General features: G+C 45.5%; 13 protein-coding genes and 1 riboswitch. All 13 genes read left to right on the top strand.

Annotated elements, in window-relative coordinates; translation table 11 throughout:
• Positions 1-63 precede the first annotated feature (63 nt).
• The gene (gene thrA / locus BLT07_RS16775) at positions 64-3,450 is read left to right on the top strand and encodes a bifunctional aspartate kinase/homoserine dehydrogenase I (RefSeq protein WP_091872041.1); all 3,387 of its coding nucleotides are present in this window, start codon (positions 64-66) and stop codon (positions 3,448-3,450) included.
• A 23-nt stretch (positions 3,451-3,473) separates the two neighbouring features.
• Entirely contained in the window at positions 3,474-4,637 is a 1,164-nt protein-coding gene (locus BLT07_RS16770; protein ID WP_091872037.1) for a trans-sulfuration enzyme family protein, read from the top strand.
• Positions 4,638-4,670: 33 nt separating this feature from the next.
• The gene (locus BLT07_RS16765) at positions 4,671-6,656 is read left to right on the top strand and encodes a monovalent cation:proton antiporter family protein (RefSeq protein ID WP_091872032.1); all 1,986 of its coding nucleotides are present in this window, start codon (positions 4,671-4,673) and stop codon (positions 6,654-6,656) included.
• A 328-nt stretch (positions 6,657-6,984) separates the two neighbouring features.
• A complete protein-coding gene (locus tag BLT07_RS16760; RefSeq protein ID WP_091872028.1) occupies positions 6,985-7,395 on the top strand; it encodes an RrF2 family transcriptional regulator in 411 nt (136 codons plus the stop codon).
• Between the two features lie 311 nt (positions 7,396-7,706).
• Positions 7,707-7,970: a DUF2061 domain-containing protein gene (locus BLT07_RS16755; RefSeq protein ID WP_091872024.1), complete on the top strand. Its 264-nt coding sequence runs from the start codon at positions 7,707-7,709 to the stop codon at positions 7,968-7,970.
• An 11-nt stretch (positions 7,971-7,981) separates the two neighbouring features.
• Positions 7,982-8,605 carry a phosphoadenosine phosphosulfate reductase domain-containing protein gene (locus tag BLT07_RS16750; RefSeq protein WP_091872020.1) on the top strand — a complete coding sequence of 208 codons (624 nt, stop codon included), beginning with the start codon at positions 7,982-7,984 and terminating at the stop codon, positions 8,603-8,605.
• A 79-nt stretch (positions 8,606-8,684) separates the two neighbouring features.
• Entirely contained in the window at positions 8,685-9,584 is a 900-nt protein-coding gene (cysD, locus tag BLT07_RS16745; protein WP_091872015.1) for a sulfate adenylyltransferase subunit CysD, read from the top strand.
• Between the two features lie 190 nt (positions 9,585-9,774).
• Positions 9,775-11,025, top strand: coding sequence for a sulfate adenylyltransferase subunit 1 (locus BLT07_RS16740; RefSeq protein ID WP_091872011.1), 1,251 nt, complete (start codon positions 9,775-9,777; stop codon positions 11,023-11,025).
• A gap of 72 nt (positions 11,026-11,097) precedes the next feature.
• Positions 11,098-13,188: a HEPN domain-containing protein gene (locus BLT07_RS16735; RefSeq protein WP_091872008.1), complete on the top strand. Its 2,091-nt coding sequence runs from the start codon at positions 11,098-11,100 to the stop codon at positions 13,186-13,188.
• Between the two features lie 5 nt (positions 13,189-13,193).
• The gene (gene cobA / locus BLT07_RS16730) at positions 13,194-14,048 is read left to right on the top strand and encodes a uroporphyrinogen-III C-methyltransferase (RefSeq protein WP_091872005.1); all 855 of its coding nucleotides are present in this window, start codon (positions 13,194-13,196) and stop codon (positions 14,046-14,048) included.
• Positions 14,049-14,106: 58 nt separating this feature from the next.
• Complete coding sequence (locus tag BLT07_RS16725; RefSeq protein ID WP_091872002.1) at positions 14,107-15,168, top strand: NAD(P)/FAD-dependent oxidoreductase; 1,062 nt, start codon at positions 14,107-14,109, stop codon at positions 15,166-15,168.
• A gap of 246 nt (positions 15,169-15,414) precedes the next feature.
• Positions 15,415-15,519, top strand: a riboswitch (SAM riboswitch).
• Positions 15,520-15,719: 200 nt separating this feature from the next.
• Complete coding sequence (locus BLT07_RS16720) at positions 15,720-16,724, top strand: homocysteine S-methyltransferase family protein (RefSeq protein WP_091871999.1); 1,005 nt, start codon at positions 15,720-15,722, stop codon at positions 16,722-16,724.
• Positions 16,725-19,538 (top strand): methionine synthase, encoded by a 2,814-nt coding sequence (metH, locus tag BLT07_RS16715; protein ID WP_091871994.1) that lies wholly within the window; start codon positions 16,725-16,727, stop codon positions 19,536-19,538.
• Positions 19,539-19,720 lie beyond the last annotated feature (182 nt).

Below are 19,720 nucleotides of genomic sequence, written 5' to 3'. Positions count from 1 at the left end.
GGTAACATGTCTTGCTTAAAACAAACCTATTAACCTGACAGGTTTAATCTAGATTTTGCTTCAATGCTTTACCACTTAAAACTAAAAGGCTACACCACGCTTAGCGGTGTCACCCAAGACATAACACTTTCGTACGAACTGTTCGGCCGCGACCTGCATTCCGCACCCATTGTTCTAGTCAACCACGCCCTGACGGGGAATTCCAACGTAACGGGAGAAGAGGGCTGGTGGTCGGCCCTTATCGGGGAAGGTAAGCGCATCGATACCGATAAATATACGATACTATCGTTCAATATACCCGGTAACGGCCATGACAAATTCATCATCGAGAATTACAAGGATTTTGTGGCCGGCGATATGGCCCGTATTTTTTTATGGGGATTGAAGCAGCTGAAGATCAACAGGCTTTTTGCCATTATCGGCGGATCTTTAGGCGGAGGCATCGCTTGGGAGATGGCCGCCATGAATCCCAAAATTACGGAGCATTTGGTTCCGGTGGCCTCCGATTGGAAATCTACCGACTGGTTGATCGCTAATTGCCAGATACAGGAGCAGTTTTTGGTGAACTCGAAACAGCCTGTACACGACGCGCGCATGCATGCCATGTTGTGCTACCGTACGCCAGAATCGTTTAAGCAGCGTTTCAAGCGAAGCACTAACGAAGAGCTCCAGGTCTTTAACGTCGAAAGTTGGCTGATGCATCACGGGGACAAATTACAGGAACGCTTTCAGTTGTCCGCCTACAAATTGATGAACCAATTGCTAAAGACTATCGACGTCACCCGAAACGGACAGGACAATTTTGCCAATTTGCAGAATAGTGATACCAACATCCATATCATCGGCGTCGATTCAGACCTGTTTTTTACGGCGCAGGAAAATAAGGATACATTTAAACGCCTTGCGCAGGCCCGCAGCAACGTCACCTACGGGGAGGTCAATTCGCTGCACGGCCATGATGCCTTTTTGATCGAGTTCGAGCAAATGGAGCAGTTGCTAAAGCCCGTTTTTGATACGAACGGAAAGGCCGAACGTATCAAGGTGTTGAAGTTCGGGGGAAGATCATTAGCCAATGGTGAAGGCATCAACAGGGTGCTGGATATTGTCACTGGCAAGGTGAAGGCAGGAGAACACATCGCGGTAGTCTTGTCCGCTAGGGAAAAAGCGACCGACCAGCTGGAAACACTGCTGAACAAGGCCGCCAAGCGAAAAGCATATAAAAAGGATTTAGAGGCCCTCGAAAAATATCAGCAACACAGCTTCGAAAATATTGACCTTTCCACCGAGTTTAAAGCCTTGGCAAAACTTCTTGAAGGGGTGACGCTTTTGGGGGATTACAGTGCAAAGACAAAAGACCAGGTGCTCTCTTTCGGGGAGCTGATTTCCGGAAAAGTGGTCACCCAATTGCTACAGGAAAAAGGAATAAATGCACAGTTGCTGGATACAAGGCAGTTAGTGAAAACGGATTCCAATTTTGGGGACGCCTCGGTGCTGGAAGCGGAATCCAAAGAAAATATCCTGAAAAGGTTCGAGCGGCTTGATCACGACGCGATACCCATTATCACCGGGTTTATCGCTTCCGATGAAAATGGGGATACTACCACTTTGGGAAGGAACGGCAGTAACTATTCCGCCGCCTTGTTCGCCAACTTCCTAAATGCGGAGGAACTTCAGAATTATACCCATGTCGATGGTATTTTCACTGCCAATCCCGATATGGTATCCGATGCCCGGCGAATTGCCAACCTCTCGTATGGTGAGGCCAACGAGCTGGCCAATTTCGGGGCGACGATTTTGCATGCAAAAACCATCATCCCGTTAATAGAAAAGAACATTCCACTTCGGATATTGAATACCTTCAACAATGATAACGAGGGTACCTTGATCAGTGCCAAGACCGAAAAAGACGGCATAAAATCCCTTTCCGTAATCGAAAATGTATCCCTGATCAATCTGGAGGGTAGGGGACTTCTGGGAAAAGTAGGCATCGATGCCCGTATTTTTAAGACGCTTGAAAGAAACAACATCAGTGTTAGTATCATATCGCAAGGCTCCTCGGAGCGAGGTATCGGACTTGTCGTGGAATCCGATAAGGCGCAACGGGCCAAAAAGGCCTTGGATGCCGAGTTCGAGGGCGACTATGTGAGCAGGGATATTAACATGATCACGGTTTTAGAAGAAGTATCGGTCATTTCTATTGTAGGTCAAGATCTCAGTACCTTTCACCTTCCGTATAATGCCTTGATCAAAAATCAGATTGTACCGCTGTTGTTCAACAATACGGTTTCCGGAAAGAACGTCAGTCTTGTAGTCAAAAAAATAGATCTCCACAAGGCTTTGAACGTCATGCACGGCCGGATTTTTGGAATCAGCAATAAAATAAACCTGGCCTTGTTCGGCCATGGAAACGTTGGGGGTACGCTTATCGATCAGATTTTGAAATCCGCCAAAACCATCGAAAAGAGAAAGGGCATTGATGTAAAGATTTTTGCAATTGCCAATTCCCGCAAGGTCATTTTGGACAAAAAGGGCATATCCAAAAATTGGAAAAAGGGCATCGAGGAAAAGGGGATTCCCTATACAATTGAGGATATTATCACCTATGCCCGCGAAAACCATCTCGAAAACTTGATTGCCGTTGACAATACCGCCAGCCAAGATTTTGTGACGCACTATGTCGATTTCGTCAAAAACGGATTTGATCTGGTATCCTCCAATAAAATTGCGAACACTTTAGGGTTCGATTACTATCGGTCGTTGCGCGGTGAACTGGTCAAGAATCAAAAGCAGTATCTTTATGAGACTAACGTCGGGGCGGGACTTCCGTTGATAGACACCATCAAGCTGTTACATCTCTCTGGCGAGAACATTACCCGGATAAAAGGCGTTTTTTCAGGTTCGCTGAGCTATATTTTCAATACCTTTTCCGAGTCCGACCAAACCTTTTCCGAGATTTTAAGGGATGCTATGGATAGCGGCTATACCGAACCGGACCCAAGGGAAGACCTTTCGGGCAATGACGTAGGCCGCAAGCTATTGATTCTAGCCCGGGAACTCGATTTGAGCAATGAATTCTCCGATATTGACATCGAAAATCTCATTCCCGAATCCTTACGAAAAGGGGAGGTAGCCAATTTTTTACAGAATCTCGATATTCTAGACAAAAAGTTCGACGCGATTAAAAAGGAACAAAAGCCGAATCATGTACTCCGCTATGTAGGTGATTTGCACGGCGACCTGCAAAAGGAAAAAGGTATTTTGGAAGTGAAATTGATTTCCGTGCCCAAGCAAAGTGCCCTTGGGCAGGTAAAAGGCTCCGATTCCATCATCGAAATCTATACGGAATCCTACGGAGCGCATCCCCTGGTCATTCAAGGCGCCGGTGCCGGGGCTGCGGTTACTGCAAGAGGGGTTTTTGGGGATATTTTGCGGATTGCGGAGAAAGGATAAAAATTACAAGTACGAAATAAAAAATGGATAAAAAATTCGAAACAAACGCGATCCGTACCCAACTTGAACGCACCGAAAATTTGGAGCATTCCGTACCGATATACCTGACCTCGAGCTTTGTGTTCGAGGATGCAGAAGATATGCGCGCTTCCTTTGCGGAAGAAAAGAATCGGAACATTTACTCGCGATACTCCAACCCCAACACCTCTGAATTTATAGAGAAAGTCTGCCAAATGGAAGGGGCCGAAGCGGGCTTTGCTTTTGCCTCGGGCATGTCTGCCGTATTTTCGACCTTTGCAGCTTTGCTGAACAGTGGCGATCATATCGTTTCGGCGCGCAGCGTTTTTGGGTCTACCCATTCGTTGTTCATGAATTTTTTCCCAAAATGGAATATCGATCATTCCTATTTTAAGGTCGATGAGGTTGAAAACATTGAAAAACTGATACGTCCCAATACAAAAATCCTATATGTAGAAACGCCGACCAATCCTGGAGTCGATGTTTTGGATATGGAAGCCTTGGCCGATATAGCAAAAAAACACGATCTGATATTCATTGTCGACAATTGTTTTGCCTCGCCCTATTTACAACAACCGATACAGTTTGGCGCTGATTTGGTCATCCACTCCGGTACCAAGTTGATGGACGGGCAGGGCAGGGTACTGGCCGGCGTTACTGTAGGCAGTGCCGAATTGATCGATAAAATTTACCGCTTCTCGCGAATCACCGGACCCGCATTATCCCCTTTCAATGCCTGGGTACTTTCCAAAAGCCTCGAAACCTTGGCCGTTCGCGTCGACCGACATTGTGACAATGCACTGAAACTTGCGGAATATCTAGAGCGCCACGAAAAGGTGAACTGGGTAAAATATCCCTTTTTAAAATCACATCCCCAATACGAAATTGCCAAAAAGCAGATGAAAGCCGGCGGCTGTGTGGTTGCTTTTGAGGTTAAAGGAGGATTGGAGGCCGGGCAAAGATTCTTCGACGCCATTAAGATGTTATCCTTGTCCGCCAACCTTGGAGACACGCGAAGTATCGTCACCCATCCCGCATCGACCACGCATAGCAAACTAACGGTCAAAGAACGGGCCGAAACCGGTATCACCGATGGTATGGTACGGGTTTCGGTAGGGCTGGAGCATATTGATGATATAATTGGGGACGTTGGGCAGGCGTTGGGGTAAAAAAACTTTAGTTTCCTGTTTAACCACCTGAATATGCATTTAACACTTTTAGAGGATTTTTTGATTTTACTCGGCTTCTCGGTCGTCGTTGTATTTGTACTTCAACGTTTGAAATTGCCCTCTATCCTAGGGTTTTTGATTACTGGGATTTTGATTGGACCCCATGCCTTGGGGCTAGTTACCGAAACCGAACAAATAGAGATAATTTCGGAAATAGGGGTGATATTACTTTTGTTCGTCATCGGTATGGAACTGTCCATTAAACATCTGATTTCGATAAAAAATACGGTTTTCATTGGGGGAGCATTGCAAGTAGGCCTGACCGTTGTTGTTTCAGGGGCGTTCTATTATTTCCTTGGCAACCCTTGGCAAGAATCCCTCTTTGTAGGATTTCTGTTTTCACTTTCAAGTACGGCCATTGTGCTCAAGGTATTGCAAGATAGAAACGAAATGTCATCACCCCATGGACGTAACGCACTAGCCATCCTTATTTTTCAGGATATTATCGTGGTGCCCATGATGCTTTTTACTCCCATAATAGCTGGTCAGTCCGACAATGTAATGGAAAGTGTTCTTATGCTGATCTTGAAAACGGGGATAGTCATCGTTATCACCATTGTTAGTGCCAGGTATCTTGTGCCAAGGTTGATGCATCTGATCGCGAGAACAGGCAGCAAGGAACTCTTTTTGATAACGACCATTACCATTTGTTTCGCCGTGGCCTTTTTAACCTCGACAGCTGGACTTTCATTGGCATTAGGGGCATTCCTTGCAGGACTTATTATTTCCGAATCGGAATACAGCCATCAAGCAACGAGTATTATCCTGCCCTTTCGGGAGTTGTTCACCAGTTTCTTTTTCATATCCGTAGGTATGCTGTTGAACCTCGGGTTCTTCGGACAGCACTTTATTACCATACTTCTTATCGTATTGGCCGTTTTCTTGCTCAAATCCATAATCGCAGCCTTGGCCGTTGCAGTTTTGAAATATCCGCCGAGGACGTTTTTGTTAACCGGACTTGCCCTATTTCAAGTAGGTGAATTTGCATTTATCCTTTCAAAAGTAGGTATTGAAAATGGATTATTGGACGATAGGACGAACCAGTATTTTTTGGCCGTATCCATTGTCTCGATGCTTCTTACACCTTTCGTAATTATCTTCTCTGAAAATATAGCTTTCGGAATGATGCGGTTCAAACACATTAAGAGGATGAACAAAAATACCGATTCATCCGATGATCTGTCGGACCTTACGGTTACTGAAAGGCTGGAAAACCATTTGGTCATAATCGGATACGGTATAAATGGGAGTAATCTTGCCAAGGCAGCCGTATTTAGTAATATCCCACATACAATAATTGAGTTCAATGCAGAATTAGTAAAAAATAAGCGCAAGGAAGGTGTTCCGATTATATTCGGGGATGCCGCCCAGGACCATATCCTTGATCTTGTAAATCTTTCCAGTGCCCGTGTGGCCGTTGTAGCTGTTTCCGATGCGATTGCAACAAGGGACATTATACGCAGTGTCCGTTCAATCAACCGGTCCGTTCATTTAATCGTACGGACAAGGTACGTAAAGGAAATTCCGGAACTGATTGCCCTAGGGGCCGACGATGTGATACCTGAAGAATTCGAAACCTCCATAGAAATTTTTGCGAGGACCTTGCATAATTTCCTTGTCCCAGAAGATGATATCGAATACTTCATAGAAATGACCAGATCTGACAATTATAGTATGTTCAAGAACAAAAAAAGTATTCCAAGGACATTCAGACCGACCAATTTCCCGGACTTCAACATCTCCTGCCTAAAAGTAAAAACGGACAATAGTGCAATCGTTGGAAAGACTCTTGGTGAACTCAACATAAGGGATCAGTTCGGGGTAAATATACTGAGCATTATGAGGGATGATAAGATGATCAGCAATGTAGGCCCCAGTGAAAAATTGCTTAGAAATGATATGCTCTACATTAAAGGGAATAAACTCAAAATCGACAAATTTAGAGAATCGATTGAGTGAAAGTTAATTAGAATGAAAAACCAATCCAATCTTTGGGAAGAGTAATTTTCTCGATTTTATATTGGGCTAAATCTTTTGCGCAGCTAAAAAGTACCGACTAATTCAACGATTAAAAATAATCGACCGGAATTATATGCAACCTGGCAGCCGTTGTATAGTTTCGTCAATTCGCCTTTTACGGAACCTATAAATTTATTTAACCGATGATATTGGAACGCTTTTCTAAATCGAGCAACACCTGTTTTCAAAATTTCCATTACAGATTTCGCAATGTACAACTGCTCACTGCCATAGCCCACTGCTAACTCTTTTTCCCTATCTTAGCGACATGCTCTCCAAAAAGACCAAATACGGCCTAAAAGCCTTGACTTACTTGGCGTCCCAGAAAGAAAATACGCCGGTTCAGATCGCCGAAATCTCGGAAAAGGAAAATATCTCCCAAAAATTTTTGGAAAGTATTTTGCTTTCCCTCCGTAAATCCGGATTTTTGGGTTCTAAGAAAGGAAAGGGGGGAGGGTATTATCTTATTAAATACCCCAAAGAAATCTTAATGACCGATGTGATGCGCATACTCGAAGGTCCCATTGCCATGGTGCCTTGTGTAAGCCTTAATTTTTACGAAAAATGTGATGACTGTCCCGATGAAGCTACTTGTTCCGTGAATAAATTGATGCTTATGGTCAGGGATGCCAATTTGGATGTCTATCGCAATAATACCTTGGCGGATTTAATTATTTAGTTTTCTGTCATTCCCTGTTTCTTCCTTATTCTATCCTAAGGGATTGATTATCTTTTAGCTGCTGATACACATCTTATTGAATTTTCCGTATTCTATAAAAATCATCGGCCGCAATCCCCATTTCCCCATCCTCCCTTCAAAAATTCCTGAATCCGATGAAAAATCCTTAATTATAAGCCCTTGATTTTATCAATCTACTAAATCTATAGGATAATAATCTATTTTGACTACAATTCTTTGGGAGGCATACTATTTTCGCCTTATTTTTGTTTACTCTATTAAGTTGATGGGGTAATTAGATTTGTGAACCAATGATTGTAGACCAATTGATTTTAGATAAAGGCGCATCGAAGAAAAAATTTGCCGAGGACCAAAAATCCGAGCGACCCGTTCGCAGTGTTGCCAAAGCGATTAGCTGGCGCGTGATAGGCACTTTGGATACACTTTTGATTTCGTATTTGCTAACCAAAGAGGTCGCAATCGCCGCATCAATAGCTTCCGTTGACTTTATTACAAAGATGGTTCTCTACTTTTTCCACGAACGTGCATGGAACAAAATCGGATGGGGCAGATAAAATTGTAAACTATGGGATTTTCACAAGAATCGATTAAAAAATTGAACGGACAGTTCAAGGGTATTCCGCCGGAAGAAATTATTTCGTGGGCGATAAAGCATGCGGAACATCCTGTGGTGACCACGAATTTCCGTCCTTACGAGGTGGCGATTTTGAATGCTGTTTCCGTTGTTAAGACCGATATTCCGGTCATTTGGTGCGATACGGGTTACAATACGCCCAATACTTATAGACATGCAGAGGAGCTTATCAAAAGGTTGAACCTGAACATCGATCTGTATGTGCCCCAGCAGACCACGGCGCATCGGGACAGTGTGATGGGAATTCCCCAAATCGACGACCCGAAGCACGCCGAGTTCACCGAGCAGGTAAAGCTAGAGCCTTTTCGAAGGGCAATGGCCGCACACAAACCCGACGTTTGGTTTACCAATCTTAGAAAAGGTCAGACCGCCTTACGTGATTCTTTAGATATTTTAAGTCTAAGCAAAGACGGCGTTTTGAAGGTGAGTCCGTTTTACTATTGGAGCGATACCCAATTAGATGCCTATCTGAAACAATATAATCTACCCAACGAACACAAATATTTCGATCCGACCAAGGTTTTGGAGAATCGGGAATGTGGGTTGCATACATAATAAGAAATAGAAAAGTGAGGATAGACAGGTCGAAGACAAAAAACCAAACTCCTCAACTCATAAACTTATAAACTTTTTCATGAAAGATACTTCCCACATCAATGCCCTTGAGAATGAGGCTGTTTATATTTTCCGCGAGGTGGCGGCGCAGTTTGAGAAGCCTGTGCTTTTGTTTTCTGGCGGAAAAGACTCGATTACGTTGGTACGTCTGGCGCAAAAGGCCTTCTGGCCGGCTAAGATTCCCTTTCCATTGATGCATATCGATACGGGTCATAATTTTCCCGAAACCATTGAGTTTCGCGATCGATTGGTCGAGGAATTAGGATTGGAGCTGATCGTAAGAAGCGTTCAGGATTCTATTGACCAAGGTAAGGTCAAGGAAGAATCCGGAAGGTATTCGAGTAGGAATTCCCTACAGACCACTACGCTTTTGGATGCTATTGATGAATTCAAATTCGATGCCTGTATCGGCGGTGCAAGACGCGACGAAGAAAAGGCACGTGCCAAGGAACGTATTTTTTCTGTACGCGATGATTTCGGCCAATGGGACGAGCGCAGTCAACGTCCCGAACTTTTCGATATGCTGAACGGCCAGATCGAATTGGGACAGAATGTTCGTGTTTTCCCGATTTCAAACTGGACGGAGCTTGATGTCTGGTCTTATATTAAGGAAGAGGAAATAGAAATTCCCTCCATCTATTTCGCCCATAAACGAAAGGTGTTTTTAAGGGATGGACTGATATGGTCGCATTCCGATTATGTATATCAAGAGGAAGATGAAGAAGTATTGGAAAGAATGGTGCGTTTTCGAACCGTGGGCGACATGAGCTGTACCGCAGCCGTGTTTTCGGAAGCCTCGGATATTGAATCCGTAGTCGCCGAAATCCGTGATTCCACTATCTCGGAACGCGGTGCCCGTATCGACGACAAACGCTCGGAAGCCGCTATGGAGAAACGGAAGCAGCAAGGATATTTTTAAATGGTTTTTGTCAATCCCGCCTTTCGACGGAGTTTACATTGAGCTTAGTCGAAATGCTGAGGATAAATTTTGGCGGGAATCTGTCGAACTTGGCTAAACTTGTGAAAAGTGGCGGTACAGTAGGCAATTAAAAGGTAAGCACTGAACAGCTGACCACCGCAGTTAGCAGTAACAACTAATTACTAAAAAAATGGAAGTTTTAAAAATAGCAACCGCAGGCAGTGTAGACGACGGCAAGAGTACCCTGATCGGTAGGCTGCTGTACGACACAAAATCCTTGACCACCGATAAATTGGAGGCCATCGAAAAAAGAAGTAAGAAAAACGGGTACGATTACCTGGATTTTTCTTTGGCGACCGACGGTCTGGTTGCGGAACGGGAACAAGGTATCACCATCGATGTGGCCCATATCTATTTTTCGACCAAGAAGAAAAGCTACATCATCGCCGATACGCCCGGTCATGTCGAATACACCCGAAATATGGTCACAGGGGCGTCGACATCGCAGGCCGCCATCATATTGATCGATGCCCGAAAGGGGGTCATAGAGCAGACCAACCGTCATTTTTTCATCAACAACCTGCTTCGGGTAAAAGAGGTTATCGTGGCAATCAATAAAATGGACCTCGTAGAATTTTCCGAGGAAAGGTACAACGGAATCAAGGCCGACTTTGAGCAATTGATGGCCAAACGCGATTATGAAGATCAAAAAATCACCTTTATACCGGTCAGTGCCCTAAAAGGCGATAATGTGGTCAACCGATCTCAAAGTATGACGTGGTACAAAGGCGAAACCTTGCTCGAACATCTAGAAGGTCTGGATCTGGCGGCAGTTTCCAATGTGGGAACGCCACGTTTTCCCGTACAATATGTTATCCGGCCAAAAACGGATGAGCATCATGATTTCAGGGGTTTTGCAGGAAAAGTATACGGCGGTGAGTTGAGCGTGGGCGATGAGGTCGTAGCGCTTCCATCCCAAACACGGTCTAAAATTAAGGAAATCTATTTCCACGATAAAAAATACCAGACTGCGTCTAGGCGCTCATCGGTGACGATAACCTTGGAAGACGAAATTAACCTGAGTCGCGGCGATATGTTGGTCAAGGCGGGCGATTTGCCCACCATCGATAAACAGTTTACGGCAACCATATCTTGGATGGATTCCGAAAATCTTATCCCAGGAAAAAAATATGTGGTGCAGCACGGTGTTAATAAAGTGCTGGCCAAAGTGGCGACCATCAACCATAAAATTCATCCCGATTATTCCGGGATCGATGAGAAGGCCGACAGTCTGGGCATGAACGATATTGCCGAGGTCACCTTTAAGTTGAACAAACCGATTTTTTACGATCAGTTCAAGAAACATCGTACCAACGGTTCGTTTATTCTGATCGATATGCAATCGAATAATACGGTTGGCGCGGGATTTATTGGCAGATAGCGATTGGTCAACTATCCCAGGTTCCAAACCTGTCTGCCGACACGCAAGTCTAACACCTAGAATCTAACAAAAATGCAAAGCTTCCGAACAGAAATAGAAAACCCGATAGTCGAAAGGGACATCCTCGAACTGGATAGAAAAATCCACCAGTTCAAGGAAGGCAAACTGGACGAGGAGAAATTCCGCAGCCTCCGTTTGGCGCGTGGCGTTTATGGCCAGCGGCAAGAAGGCGTACAGATGATCCGTATCAAATTGCCTTATGGCAAGGTAACGTCCAAGCAGTTGCATAGAATTTCCGATGTTTCCGATGAGTACTCCAGAGGTCGACTACACATAACTACACGGCAAGATATACAGATCCATTATGTCGACCTTGACCGTACCCCCGAACTTTGGGCGCAGTTGGAAAAAGACGATGTCACCCTTCGCGAGGCCTGTGGAAATACGGTTCGAAATGTTACTGCCAGCGAAACTGCGGGTATTGATATCGACGAACCTTTTGACGTTTCCCCCTATGCGGACGCCCTTTTTAACTATTTTCTAAGGAATCCGATAAGCCAAGAAATGGGCCGAAAGTTCAAGGTATCCTTTTCGGCCAGTGATGCCGATACGGGATTATCCTATATGCACGATCTCGGATTTATTGCTAAAATAAAGGACAATGTAAGAGGATTCAAAGTCATGTTAGGTGGCGGATTGGGCTCACAGCCCCGACATGCCGATATGCTTTACGAATTCCTTCCTTCGGATAAAATAATCCCTCTTATGGATGGTGTTATCCGTGTTTTCGACCGTTACGGGGAACGTAAAAGTAGGGCAAAGGCACGTATGAAGTTTTTGATTAAGGATGTAGGTCTTGCCGGTTTTAAGGAATTGTTGGAGGAAGAGCAAAAGGCCGTTCCGTACCATACGTTTCCCATTGACGCGAAAGCCTATCCCACCGTAAAAATTGCCGAAAGAGAAGTGCCCCAAACAAGCATTTCCGATATGGAAACCTTTGAAAAATGGAAATCGACCAACCTTGTTCCGCAAAAACAGGAAGGTTATGTGGCCATCGGCATCAAGGTTCTATTGGGTGATTTTTATACGGATAAAGCCCGTTTGTTGGCCGATTTGGTCGCCATGTATGCCGGGGGAGAAATCCGGTTGTCGTTGCGTCAAAATATTTTGATTCCCTATGTAAGGGAAGAATCGCTTGCTTTCTTTTATACCGAACTACAAAAACTTGGGTTTACCGAAATAGGTTATAACACCGCCTTGGATATCACTGCCTGCCCGGGTACGGATACCTGCAACCTCGGTATCGCCAGCAGTACCGGCATCGCCGAAGAACTGGAACGGATTATCAAAGCGGATTATCCGCAGTACATCGCCAATCCCGATGTGGCCATCAAGATCAGCGGTTGTATGAATGCCTGCGGACAACACAATATGGCGAACATTGGCTTTCAGGGTATGTCTGTTAGAACCAAGAACAAATTGGTCGCCCCGGCGCTACAGGTTTTATTGGGCGGCGGTAATTTAGGTCACGGTGAAGGCCGCTTTGCCGACAAAGTGGTCAAGGTGCCCAGCAAACGTGGCCCGGAAGCTTTGCGTTTGATTTTGGACGATTTCGACCAAAACGGCAACGGAAAATCCTACGCTGATTATTACGCGGAAAAGGGGCAAATGTATTTCTATGATTTCTTGACCCCGTTATCGGCTACAGATAACTTGACACCCGAAGATTTTATTGACTGGGGCAACACGGAGCGATACAAAAAAGCTATTGGAGTAGGTGAATGTGCGGGCGTGGTCATCGATCTCATTGCAACCTTGCTGTTCGAAAGCGAAGAAAAGATTCAAAATGCGCAAGAAAGTCTTGATGAAGGAAAATGGGCGGCGAGCATCTACCATTCGTATTCCTCGATGGTCAATTCTGCAAAGGCGTTGCTGACCTCCGAAAAAGTAAAAGTCAATACCCATGCCAGTATCCTAAAAGATTTCGACGAAAAATTCGTTGCCAATGGTAGAATCCCGGTTGCAGGTGGGTTCGAAGCTTTGGTCTTACAACTAAAAACAAATGAGCCCACCGAAGTCTTTGCAAAAAACTACTTAAAGGATTCGAAAGGATTTCTGAAATCCGTAGAGCAATTCAGGGAACAAGAATTGGCGGAAGTATAGGGGTTATGAAGAAAAACGAACAAAAAAATATAGAAAATAGTATCCCGAAGGCAGTGCATGAAAAAATTGCTGGTCATGGCCCAAGCCAAGGCCGAGGTTTTTTGACCGTCATCGGGGCAGGTCCCGGTGACCTAGAACTCATCACCCTAAAAGCTGTAAAAGCTTTGAAAAGTGCCGATGTGGTTTTGTACGATGCCTTGGTGAATCCCGAACTTTTGGAGTATGCACCGCAGGCCGAGCATATCTTTGTCGGGAAGCGAAAGGGTTGCTATTCCTACCAGCAACAACAAATCAACGAGCTGATCGTAAGCCGGGGAAAATCGCAAGACCATGTCGTACGTCTCAAAGGCGGAGACCCTTTTGTCTTCGGCCGGGGCGCAGAAGAAATGGAATACGCCGCCGAACACGGACTAAATGTAGCCATGGTGCCGGGTGTATCCTCCTGTTTATCGGTGCCGGCCGCGCAAAACATTCCCGTCACCAAGAGGGGCGCAGCGGAAAGCTTTTGGGTTATCACGGGTACCACCAAAGAACATAAATTGTCCGACGATGTGCGTTTGGCGGCCAAGAGCAGTGCTACGGTGGTCATTTTGATGGGCATGTCAAAACTATCCCAAATTGTAGCACTTTTCAAAACGGAAGGAAAATCGGAAATGCCTATTGCCATCATTCAAAACGGCACCCGAAAAGATGAAAAAGTAGGCATAGGCACGATAGCATCCATAGAAAGGGAAGTCCAACGGCAAGAATTGGCCAATCCGGCGATTATTGTTATTGGGGAGGTGGTAAGGCATAGGGAGCAAATTCTTGAAATCCACCAAAAATATAATGAATACAAAGAAGTTGATATGGCGTACTAAGACATGATTCTTTAGTCCATATTTTCAATCGAATACTTTGTAGGTAAAACTTTTAAAAATGATTAAAACAGATCTTATAGTTATAGGCGCAGGCCCAACCGGACTTTTTACCGTATTCGAAGCGGGATTGTTGAAATTGAAGTGTCATTTGATTGATGCATTACCACAACCCGGTGGGCAATGCTCAGAAATTTATCCCAAGAAACCCATTTACGATATTCCGGCCTTCCCGGAAATCTTGGCGGGCGATTTGGTCGATAATCTAATGGAACAGATAAAGCCCTTCGAACCCGGATTTACCTTGGGCGAGCGTGCCGAAACCTTGGATAAGCAAGCCGATGGTTCCTATATCGTAACGACCAACAAGGGCACAAAACACCAAGCTCCCGTTGTGGTTATTGCCGGTGGCTTGGGTTCTTTCGAACCCCGAAAACCGCCCATTGAGAACATTATCGATTTTGAGGATAAGGGCGTGGCCTACATGGTCAAAGACCCCGAGGTCTATCGGAACAAGAAGGTATTGATTGCCGGTGGCGGCGATTCCGCTTTGGACTGGGCCATATTTTTGGCCGATGTAGCTTCAGAGGTATCTTTGGTACACCGTAGAAAGGAGTTCCGAGGGGCTTTGGATTCCGTCGAAAAGGCGGCCGAACTGGCCAAAGTAGGAAAAATTAGGCTTTTCACTGAAGCCGAAGTCAAAAAACTATATGGAGACGAACATTTAGAGGCCGTGGTGGTGAAACATAACGATTCGGAAAAAGGCGAGACTTATGTTGAGGTCGACAATTTCATCCCCCTGTTCGGTCTTTCCCCAAAATTGGGCCCCATCGGTGATTGGGGACTGGAAATCGAACGTAACGCCATCAAGGTCAACAATGCCAAAGATTATCAGACCAATATTCCCGGTGTTTTTGCTATAGGTGATGTCAACACCTATGAGGGCAAATTAAAATTGATTTTATCCGGATTTCACGAGGCTGCCGTCATGTGCCAGTTTGCGTATCAACTTATAAATCCTGGAAAACGCTACGTGATGAAGTATACCACGGTAGGCGGTGTTACCGGATTCGATGGCTCTAAAAAAGAGGCGAAAAAAGAGGTGGTGCAGAGTATTGCCTAATTTTTAAAGAGACCTGATACGTATTTTTTCTCGATTCACGAATTTGCAAGATAGTATCGCGCACGAGGCCTACTCGTAGGTCTGTGGTGGGCAGGTCAATCGGTTCCGGTAAGGCCTGCCATGATCTCTTCCAATTGTCGGGAATACCAAGCGAGACCCCCAGAAAACTACCAAAAACAGGCAAGTTTCCTTGCTTTTCATCTACCTGTATCGTTAATTTGCAGTGAGTTCTTTCAAAAAATTGAAACGTTATCAAGAAAGGCGGAGGGATTAGACCCTATGAAGCCTTAGCAACCCTTTACTTAAAGAAGGTGCTACGTTCTATCCCGCCAAAGGCGTGACAGATAACTTAGAAAAAGACATGCTGTCTATCCTTACTTTACTTGATACTTAATACAATTACCTGTCGGCCGGTTTGAATTTAGGCAAGCTTATAAGGTTTTTGAGCAGGTACGGAAAATATTTACTTACGCTGTATAATTTTCAGGTGAAGTAAAGCCGATAGGTTTAGTCTGGGGCAGTAAGCATTGTCAAAGTAGAGAAGAAAAAAGATGAAAAATATCAGGGACATTTTAGAACAGCGGATTTTGATTCTCGACGGCGCCATGGGCACTATGCTGCAACGTTACAAGTTTACAGAGGAGGATTTCCGAGGCGAACGGTTTGCCACTTGGGAACATCCCCTGCAAGGCAACAACGACCTATTATCGCTCACCCAGCCAGAGGCCATTGCCGAGATACACCGCAAATATTTTGCCGCCGGGGCCGATATTGTGGAAACCAATACCTTTTCAGGAACCACGATCGCGATGGCCGATTACCATATGGAAGAGCTGGTCTATGAACTCAACTACGAGTCCGCCCGTATCGCCAAAAGAATAGCCGATGAATTTACTGCAAATGAGCCCAACAAACCTAGATTCGTGGCTGGATGTATCGGCCCGACCAACAAAACGGCCAGTATGTCCCCCGATGTCAACGACCCTGGATTTCGCGCCATTTCATTTGATGAATTGCGTATCGCCTACAAACAGCAGGTGGAAGCTTTGTTAGATGGTGGTGCCGATCTGCTTTTGGTCGAGACCATTTTTGACACGCTCAACGCCAAGGCCGCACTATTTGCCATTGAAGAGGTCAAGGAAGAACGCGACATCGATCCGCCCATTATGGTCAGCGGTACGATTACAGATGCTTCCGGCAGAACCTTGTCCGGACAAACAGCGGAAGCCTTTTTGATTTCAATATCCCATATTCCCCTATTGTCCGTTGGCTTCAATTGTGCCTTGGGTGCCGGTCAATTGGTGCCACATTTGGAGGTATTGGCCAAAAAATCCGAGCATTTTGTTTCTGCCCACCCCAATGCCGGTCTGCCCAATGCCTTCGGCGAATATGATGAAACACCGGAGCAGATGGCCGAGCAGATCAAGGAATATTTAGAAAAGGGCTTGGTCAATATCGTCGGAGGATGCTGTGGCACGACCCCCGAACATATTATGGCCATTGCCAACCTAGTTAAAAATTATGATCCAAGACCTACGCTGGTCGAAAGTATATAGATGGAAAAAACGCGATCAAAATATTTGAAATTAAGCGGACTTGAACCGCTCATAGTAACTCCGGAGAGTAATTTCGTCAATGTTGGGGAGCGTACCAATGTGGCCGGTTCCAAAAAATTCCTGCGGCTCATTAAGGAGGAAAAGTTCGAAGAGGCTTTAGATGTGGCCCGCGAACAGGTGGAAGGCGGTGCCCAAGTCATCGATATCAATATGGATGATGGTCTTATCGACGGTAAGGAAGCCATGGTCAAATTCCTCAACCTGGTCATCGCCGAGCCCGATATCTCTCGGGTGCCGATTATGATCGATAGCTCAAAATGGGAGATTATCGAAGCGGGCTTACAGGTGGTGCAAGGGAAGTGCGTGGTGAATTCCATCAGCTTGAAGGAAGGGGAAGAAGAATTCATCCATCATGCCAAACTAATTAAAAGATACGGTGCCGCCGTCATCGTAATGGCCTTTGACGAAACGGGTCAGGCCGACACCTACGACCGTCGCATAGCCATTGCTAAACGATCTTATGATGTTCTGGTAGACCGCGTTGGTTTTCCGCCCGAGGATATTATATTCGACCTTAATATTTTTCCGGTTGCGACCGGAATGGATGAGCATAAGCGCAACGCCCTTGATTTTATCCAAGCCACGGAATGGGTCAAGTCTAATCTACCTTATTGCCATGTCAGCGGAGGTGTGAGTAATGTGTCCTTTAGTTTTCGGGGCAATAATCCCGTTCGTGAGGCCATGCATTCTGCTTTTTTGTACCATGCGATCAAAGCGGGAATGAACATGGGTATCGTGAATCCGACGATGTTGGAAATCTATGATGATATTCCAAAGGATTTATTGGAACGCGTCGAAGATGTCATCCTAAATCGAAGGGAGGACGCTACTGAACGTTTGCTTGATTTTGCCGAGTCCGTCGTAGGAACGGCCAAGGAAAGCAAGGTAGATCTTTCTTGGCGTGAAGAACCCCTACAAGATAGAATTACCCGGGCCCTGGTTAAGGGCATCGATCAATATATTATAGAAGATGTCGAAGCGGCCCGGCAAGTTGCCGACAAGCCCATCGAGGTCATCGAAGGGAACTTAATGACCGGTATGAACGTGGTCGGCGACCTTTTCGGCAGCGGAAAAATGTTTTTGCCCCAAGTGGTGAAATCCGCACGGGTCATGAAAAAAGCTGTGGCCTATTTGCTTCCTTATATCGAGGAAGAAAAGCTTTTAAACCCCCAAGAAGGCGACACCGAAGGTAATGGTAAGATTTTAATGGCTACCGTTAAAGGGGATGTTCACGATATCGGTAAAAATATCGTTGGCGTAGTTTTGGCCTGTAACAATTATGAGATCATCGACTTAGGAGTGATGGTACCCTTGGAAAAAATATTGGACGAGGCCATCAAGCATAACGTAGATGCCATCGGACTGAGTGGACTTATAACCCCGTCGTTGGATGAAATGGTATCCGTCGCCAAGGAAATGCAGCGTAAAAACTTCACGGTACCTTTGTTGATCGGGGGTGCTACGACCAGTAAGGCCCATACCGCGGTCAAGATCGATACGCAGTATAGCCAATCCGTCATACATGTCAACGATGCCTCGCGGGCGGTAACCGTTGTGGGCGACCTGCTGCAAAAAGAGACCTCTAAAGCCTATAAAAAATCAATTAAGGAGGATTACGAGGTTTTTAGGGAAAAGTTTAAGAACCGCTCCCAGCATAAGGAATACAAAGCTTTGGCGGCGGCCCGTGCCAACAGATTTAAAATCGATTGGGATACTTCGGAAATCGTAAAGCCCAAGCAATTGGGAATTCAGGTCATCGAGGAAGTGGATTTGGAAAAATTAATCCCTTTTATCGATTGGACACCCTTTTTTCGAAGCTGGGAACTACACGGCAAATATCCTGATATTTTAGAGGATGAAATCGTAGGAAAGCAAGCCATAGAACTCTTCGCGGATGCTCAAAAAATGCTTAAAGAGGTCTTGGCCGAAAAGAAATTGAAGGGCAAGGGCATATTCGGATTATTTCCCGCCAATACCTTGGCCAATCACGACGATATCGAAGTTACGTATGTCAGTTCTCGCCTGCCTGGCCGCAAGGCAGGCGAAATCGAGATCGATTCGAATGCGGCCGAGAACAATGAGGTCGACGACCCCTCACAGCGCGAGGAGGCTCCGCAAGGGGGCAACGAGGCTCATCATAAAGCCGTTTTCCGAACCCTTCGCCAGCAACTGCAACGTCGCGAAGGCGTACCCGATTTCGCCCTGGCGGATTTTATCGCGCCCAAAGAAATGGGAAAACAAGATTATATCGGTTGTTTTTGCGTCACCACCGGTTTCGGTACCGATGAACTCTCGGAGAAATACCGAAAAGATCTTGATGATTACAATTCGATACTAATAAAGGCACTATCGGACCGTCTAGCCGAAGCCTTCGCCGAATATTTGCATAAGGAAGTCCGAATGAAACATTGGGGCTACGCGGCAAACGAAGCATTGGACAATGAAGCCCTTATCGGTGAAAAATATAAGGGCATCCGCCCCGCACCGGGCTATCCCGCGTGTCCCGATCATTTAGAAAAATTGACCATTTGGGATATGTTGCAAGTCGAGGAACGCATTGGCGTAAAGCTCACCGACAGTTTGGCCATGTGGCCCGCCTCCTCGGTTTCCGGTTATTATTTCGCCAACCCCGAAGCAAAGTACTTCGGACTCGGTAAAATAAAGGAAGACCAAGTAGCGGACTTCGCCGAACGAAAAGGGATATCCCTGGAAAAGGCGACGAAATGGTTGGCGCCCAATATGGCCGACGATTAATATATTTGCAAAACCCAGAAGGTTTCTTAAACAATGTAAGTCGAACAAAAGCGAAATTGTGCGTCAGGGATTGCAGCGGCATCTTTTTTTGCTTTTTGGCAAAAAAAATATAGCGGAAAGCCCGCCCGGACGCCCAAATAGTATATGAACCAAGAATTTTGAAATCCCCCGAAGGAACGGGG

Source organism: Pricia antarctica (assembly GCF_900101815.1).
GTDB classification, from domain to species: Bacteria; Bacteroidota; Bacteroidia; order Flavobacteriales; family Flavobacteriaceae; genus Pricia; species Pricia antarctica.
The sequence above is the reverse complement of the archived record's forward strand: the minus strand, read 5'-3'. Positions and strand labels throughout refer to the sequence as shown.

What these genes read in the sequence shown, in the direction of transcription:
- thrA (WP_091872041.1), top strand. Translation starts at nt 64, where the DNA reads ATGCTTTACCACTTAAAACTAAAAGGCTACACCACGCTTAGCGGTGTC.
- BLT07_RS16770 (WP_091872037.1), top strand. Translation starts at nt 3,474, where the DNA reads ATGGATAAAAAATTCGAAACAAACGCGATCCGTACCCAACTTGAACGC.
- BLT07_RS16765 (WP_091872032.1), top strand. Translation starts at nt 4,671, where the DNA reads ATGCATTTAACACTTTTAGAGGATTTTTTGATTTTACTCGGCTTCTCG.
- BLT07_RS16760 (WP_091872028.1), top strand. Translation starts at nt 6,985, where the DNA reads ATGCTCTCCAAAAAGACCAAATACGGCCTAAAAGCCTTGACTTACTTG.
- BLT07_RS16755 (WP_091872024.1), top strand. Translation starts at nt 7,707, where the DNA reads ATGATTGTAGACCAATTGATTTTAGATAAAGGCGCATCGAAGAAAAAA.
- BLT07_RS16750 (WP_091872020.1), top strand. Translation starts at nt 7,982, where the DNA reads ATGGGATTTTCACAAGAATCGATTAAAAAATTGAACGGACAGTTCAAG.
- cysD (WP_091872015.1), top strand. Translation starts at nt 8,685, where the DNA reads ATGAAAGATACTTCCCACATCAATGCCCTTGAGAATGAGGCTGTTTAT.
- BLT07_RS16740 (WP_091872011.1), top strand. Translation starts at nt 9,775, where the DNA reads ATGGAAGTTTTAAAAATAGCAACCGCAGGCAGTGTAGACGACGGCAAG.
- BLT07_RS16735 (WP_091872008.1), top strand. Translation starts at nt 11,098, where the DNA reads ATGCAAAGCTTCCGAACAGAAATAGAAAACCCGATAGTCGAAAGGGAC.
- cobA (WP_091872005.1), top strand. Translation starts at nt 13,194, where the DNA reads ATGAAGAAAAACGAACAAAAAAATATAGAAAATAGTATCCCGAAGGCA.
- BLT07_RS16725 (WP_091872002.1), top strand. Translation starts at nt 14,107, where the DNA reads ATGATTAAAACAGATCTTATAGTTATAGGCGCAGGCCCAACCGGACTT.
- BLT07_RS16720 (WP_091871999.1), top strand. Translation starts at nt 15,720, where the DNA reads ATGAAAAATATCAGGGACATTTTAGAACAGCGGATTTTGATTCTCGAC.
- metH (WP_091871994.1), top strand. Translation starts at nt 16,725, where the DNA reads ATGGAAAAAACGCGATCAAAATATTTGAAATTAAGCGGACTTGAACCG.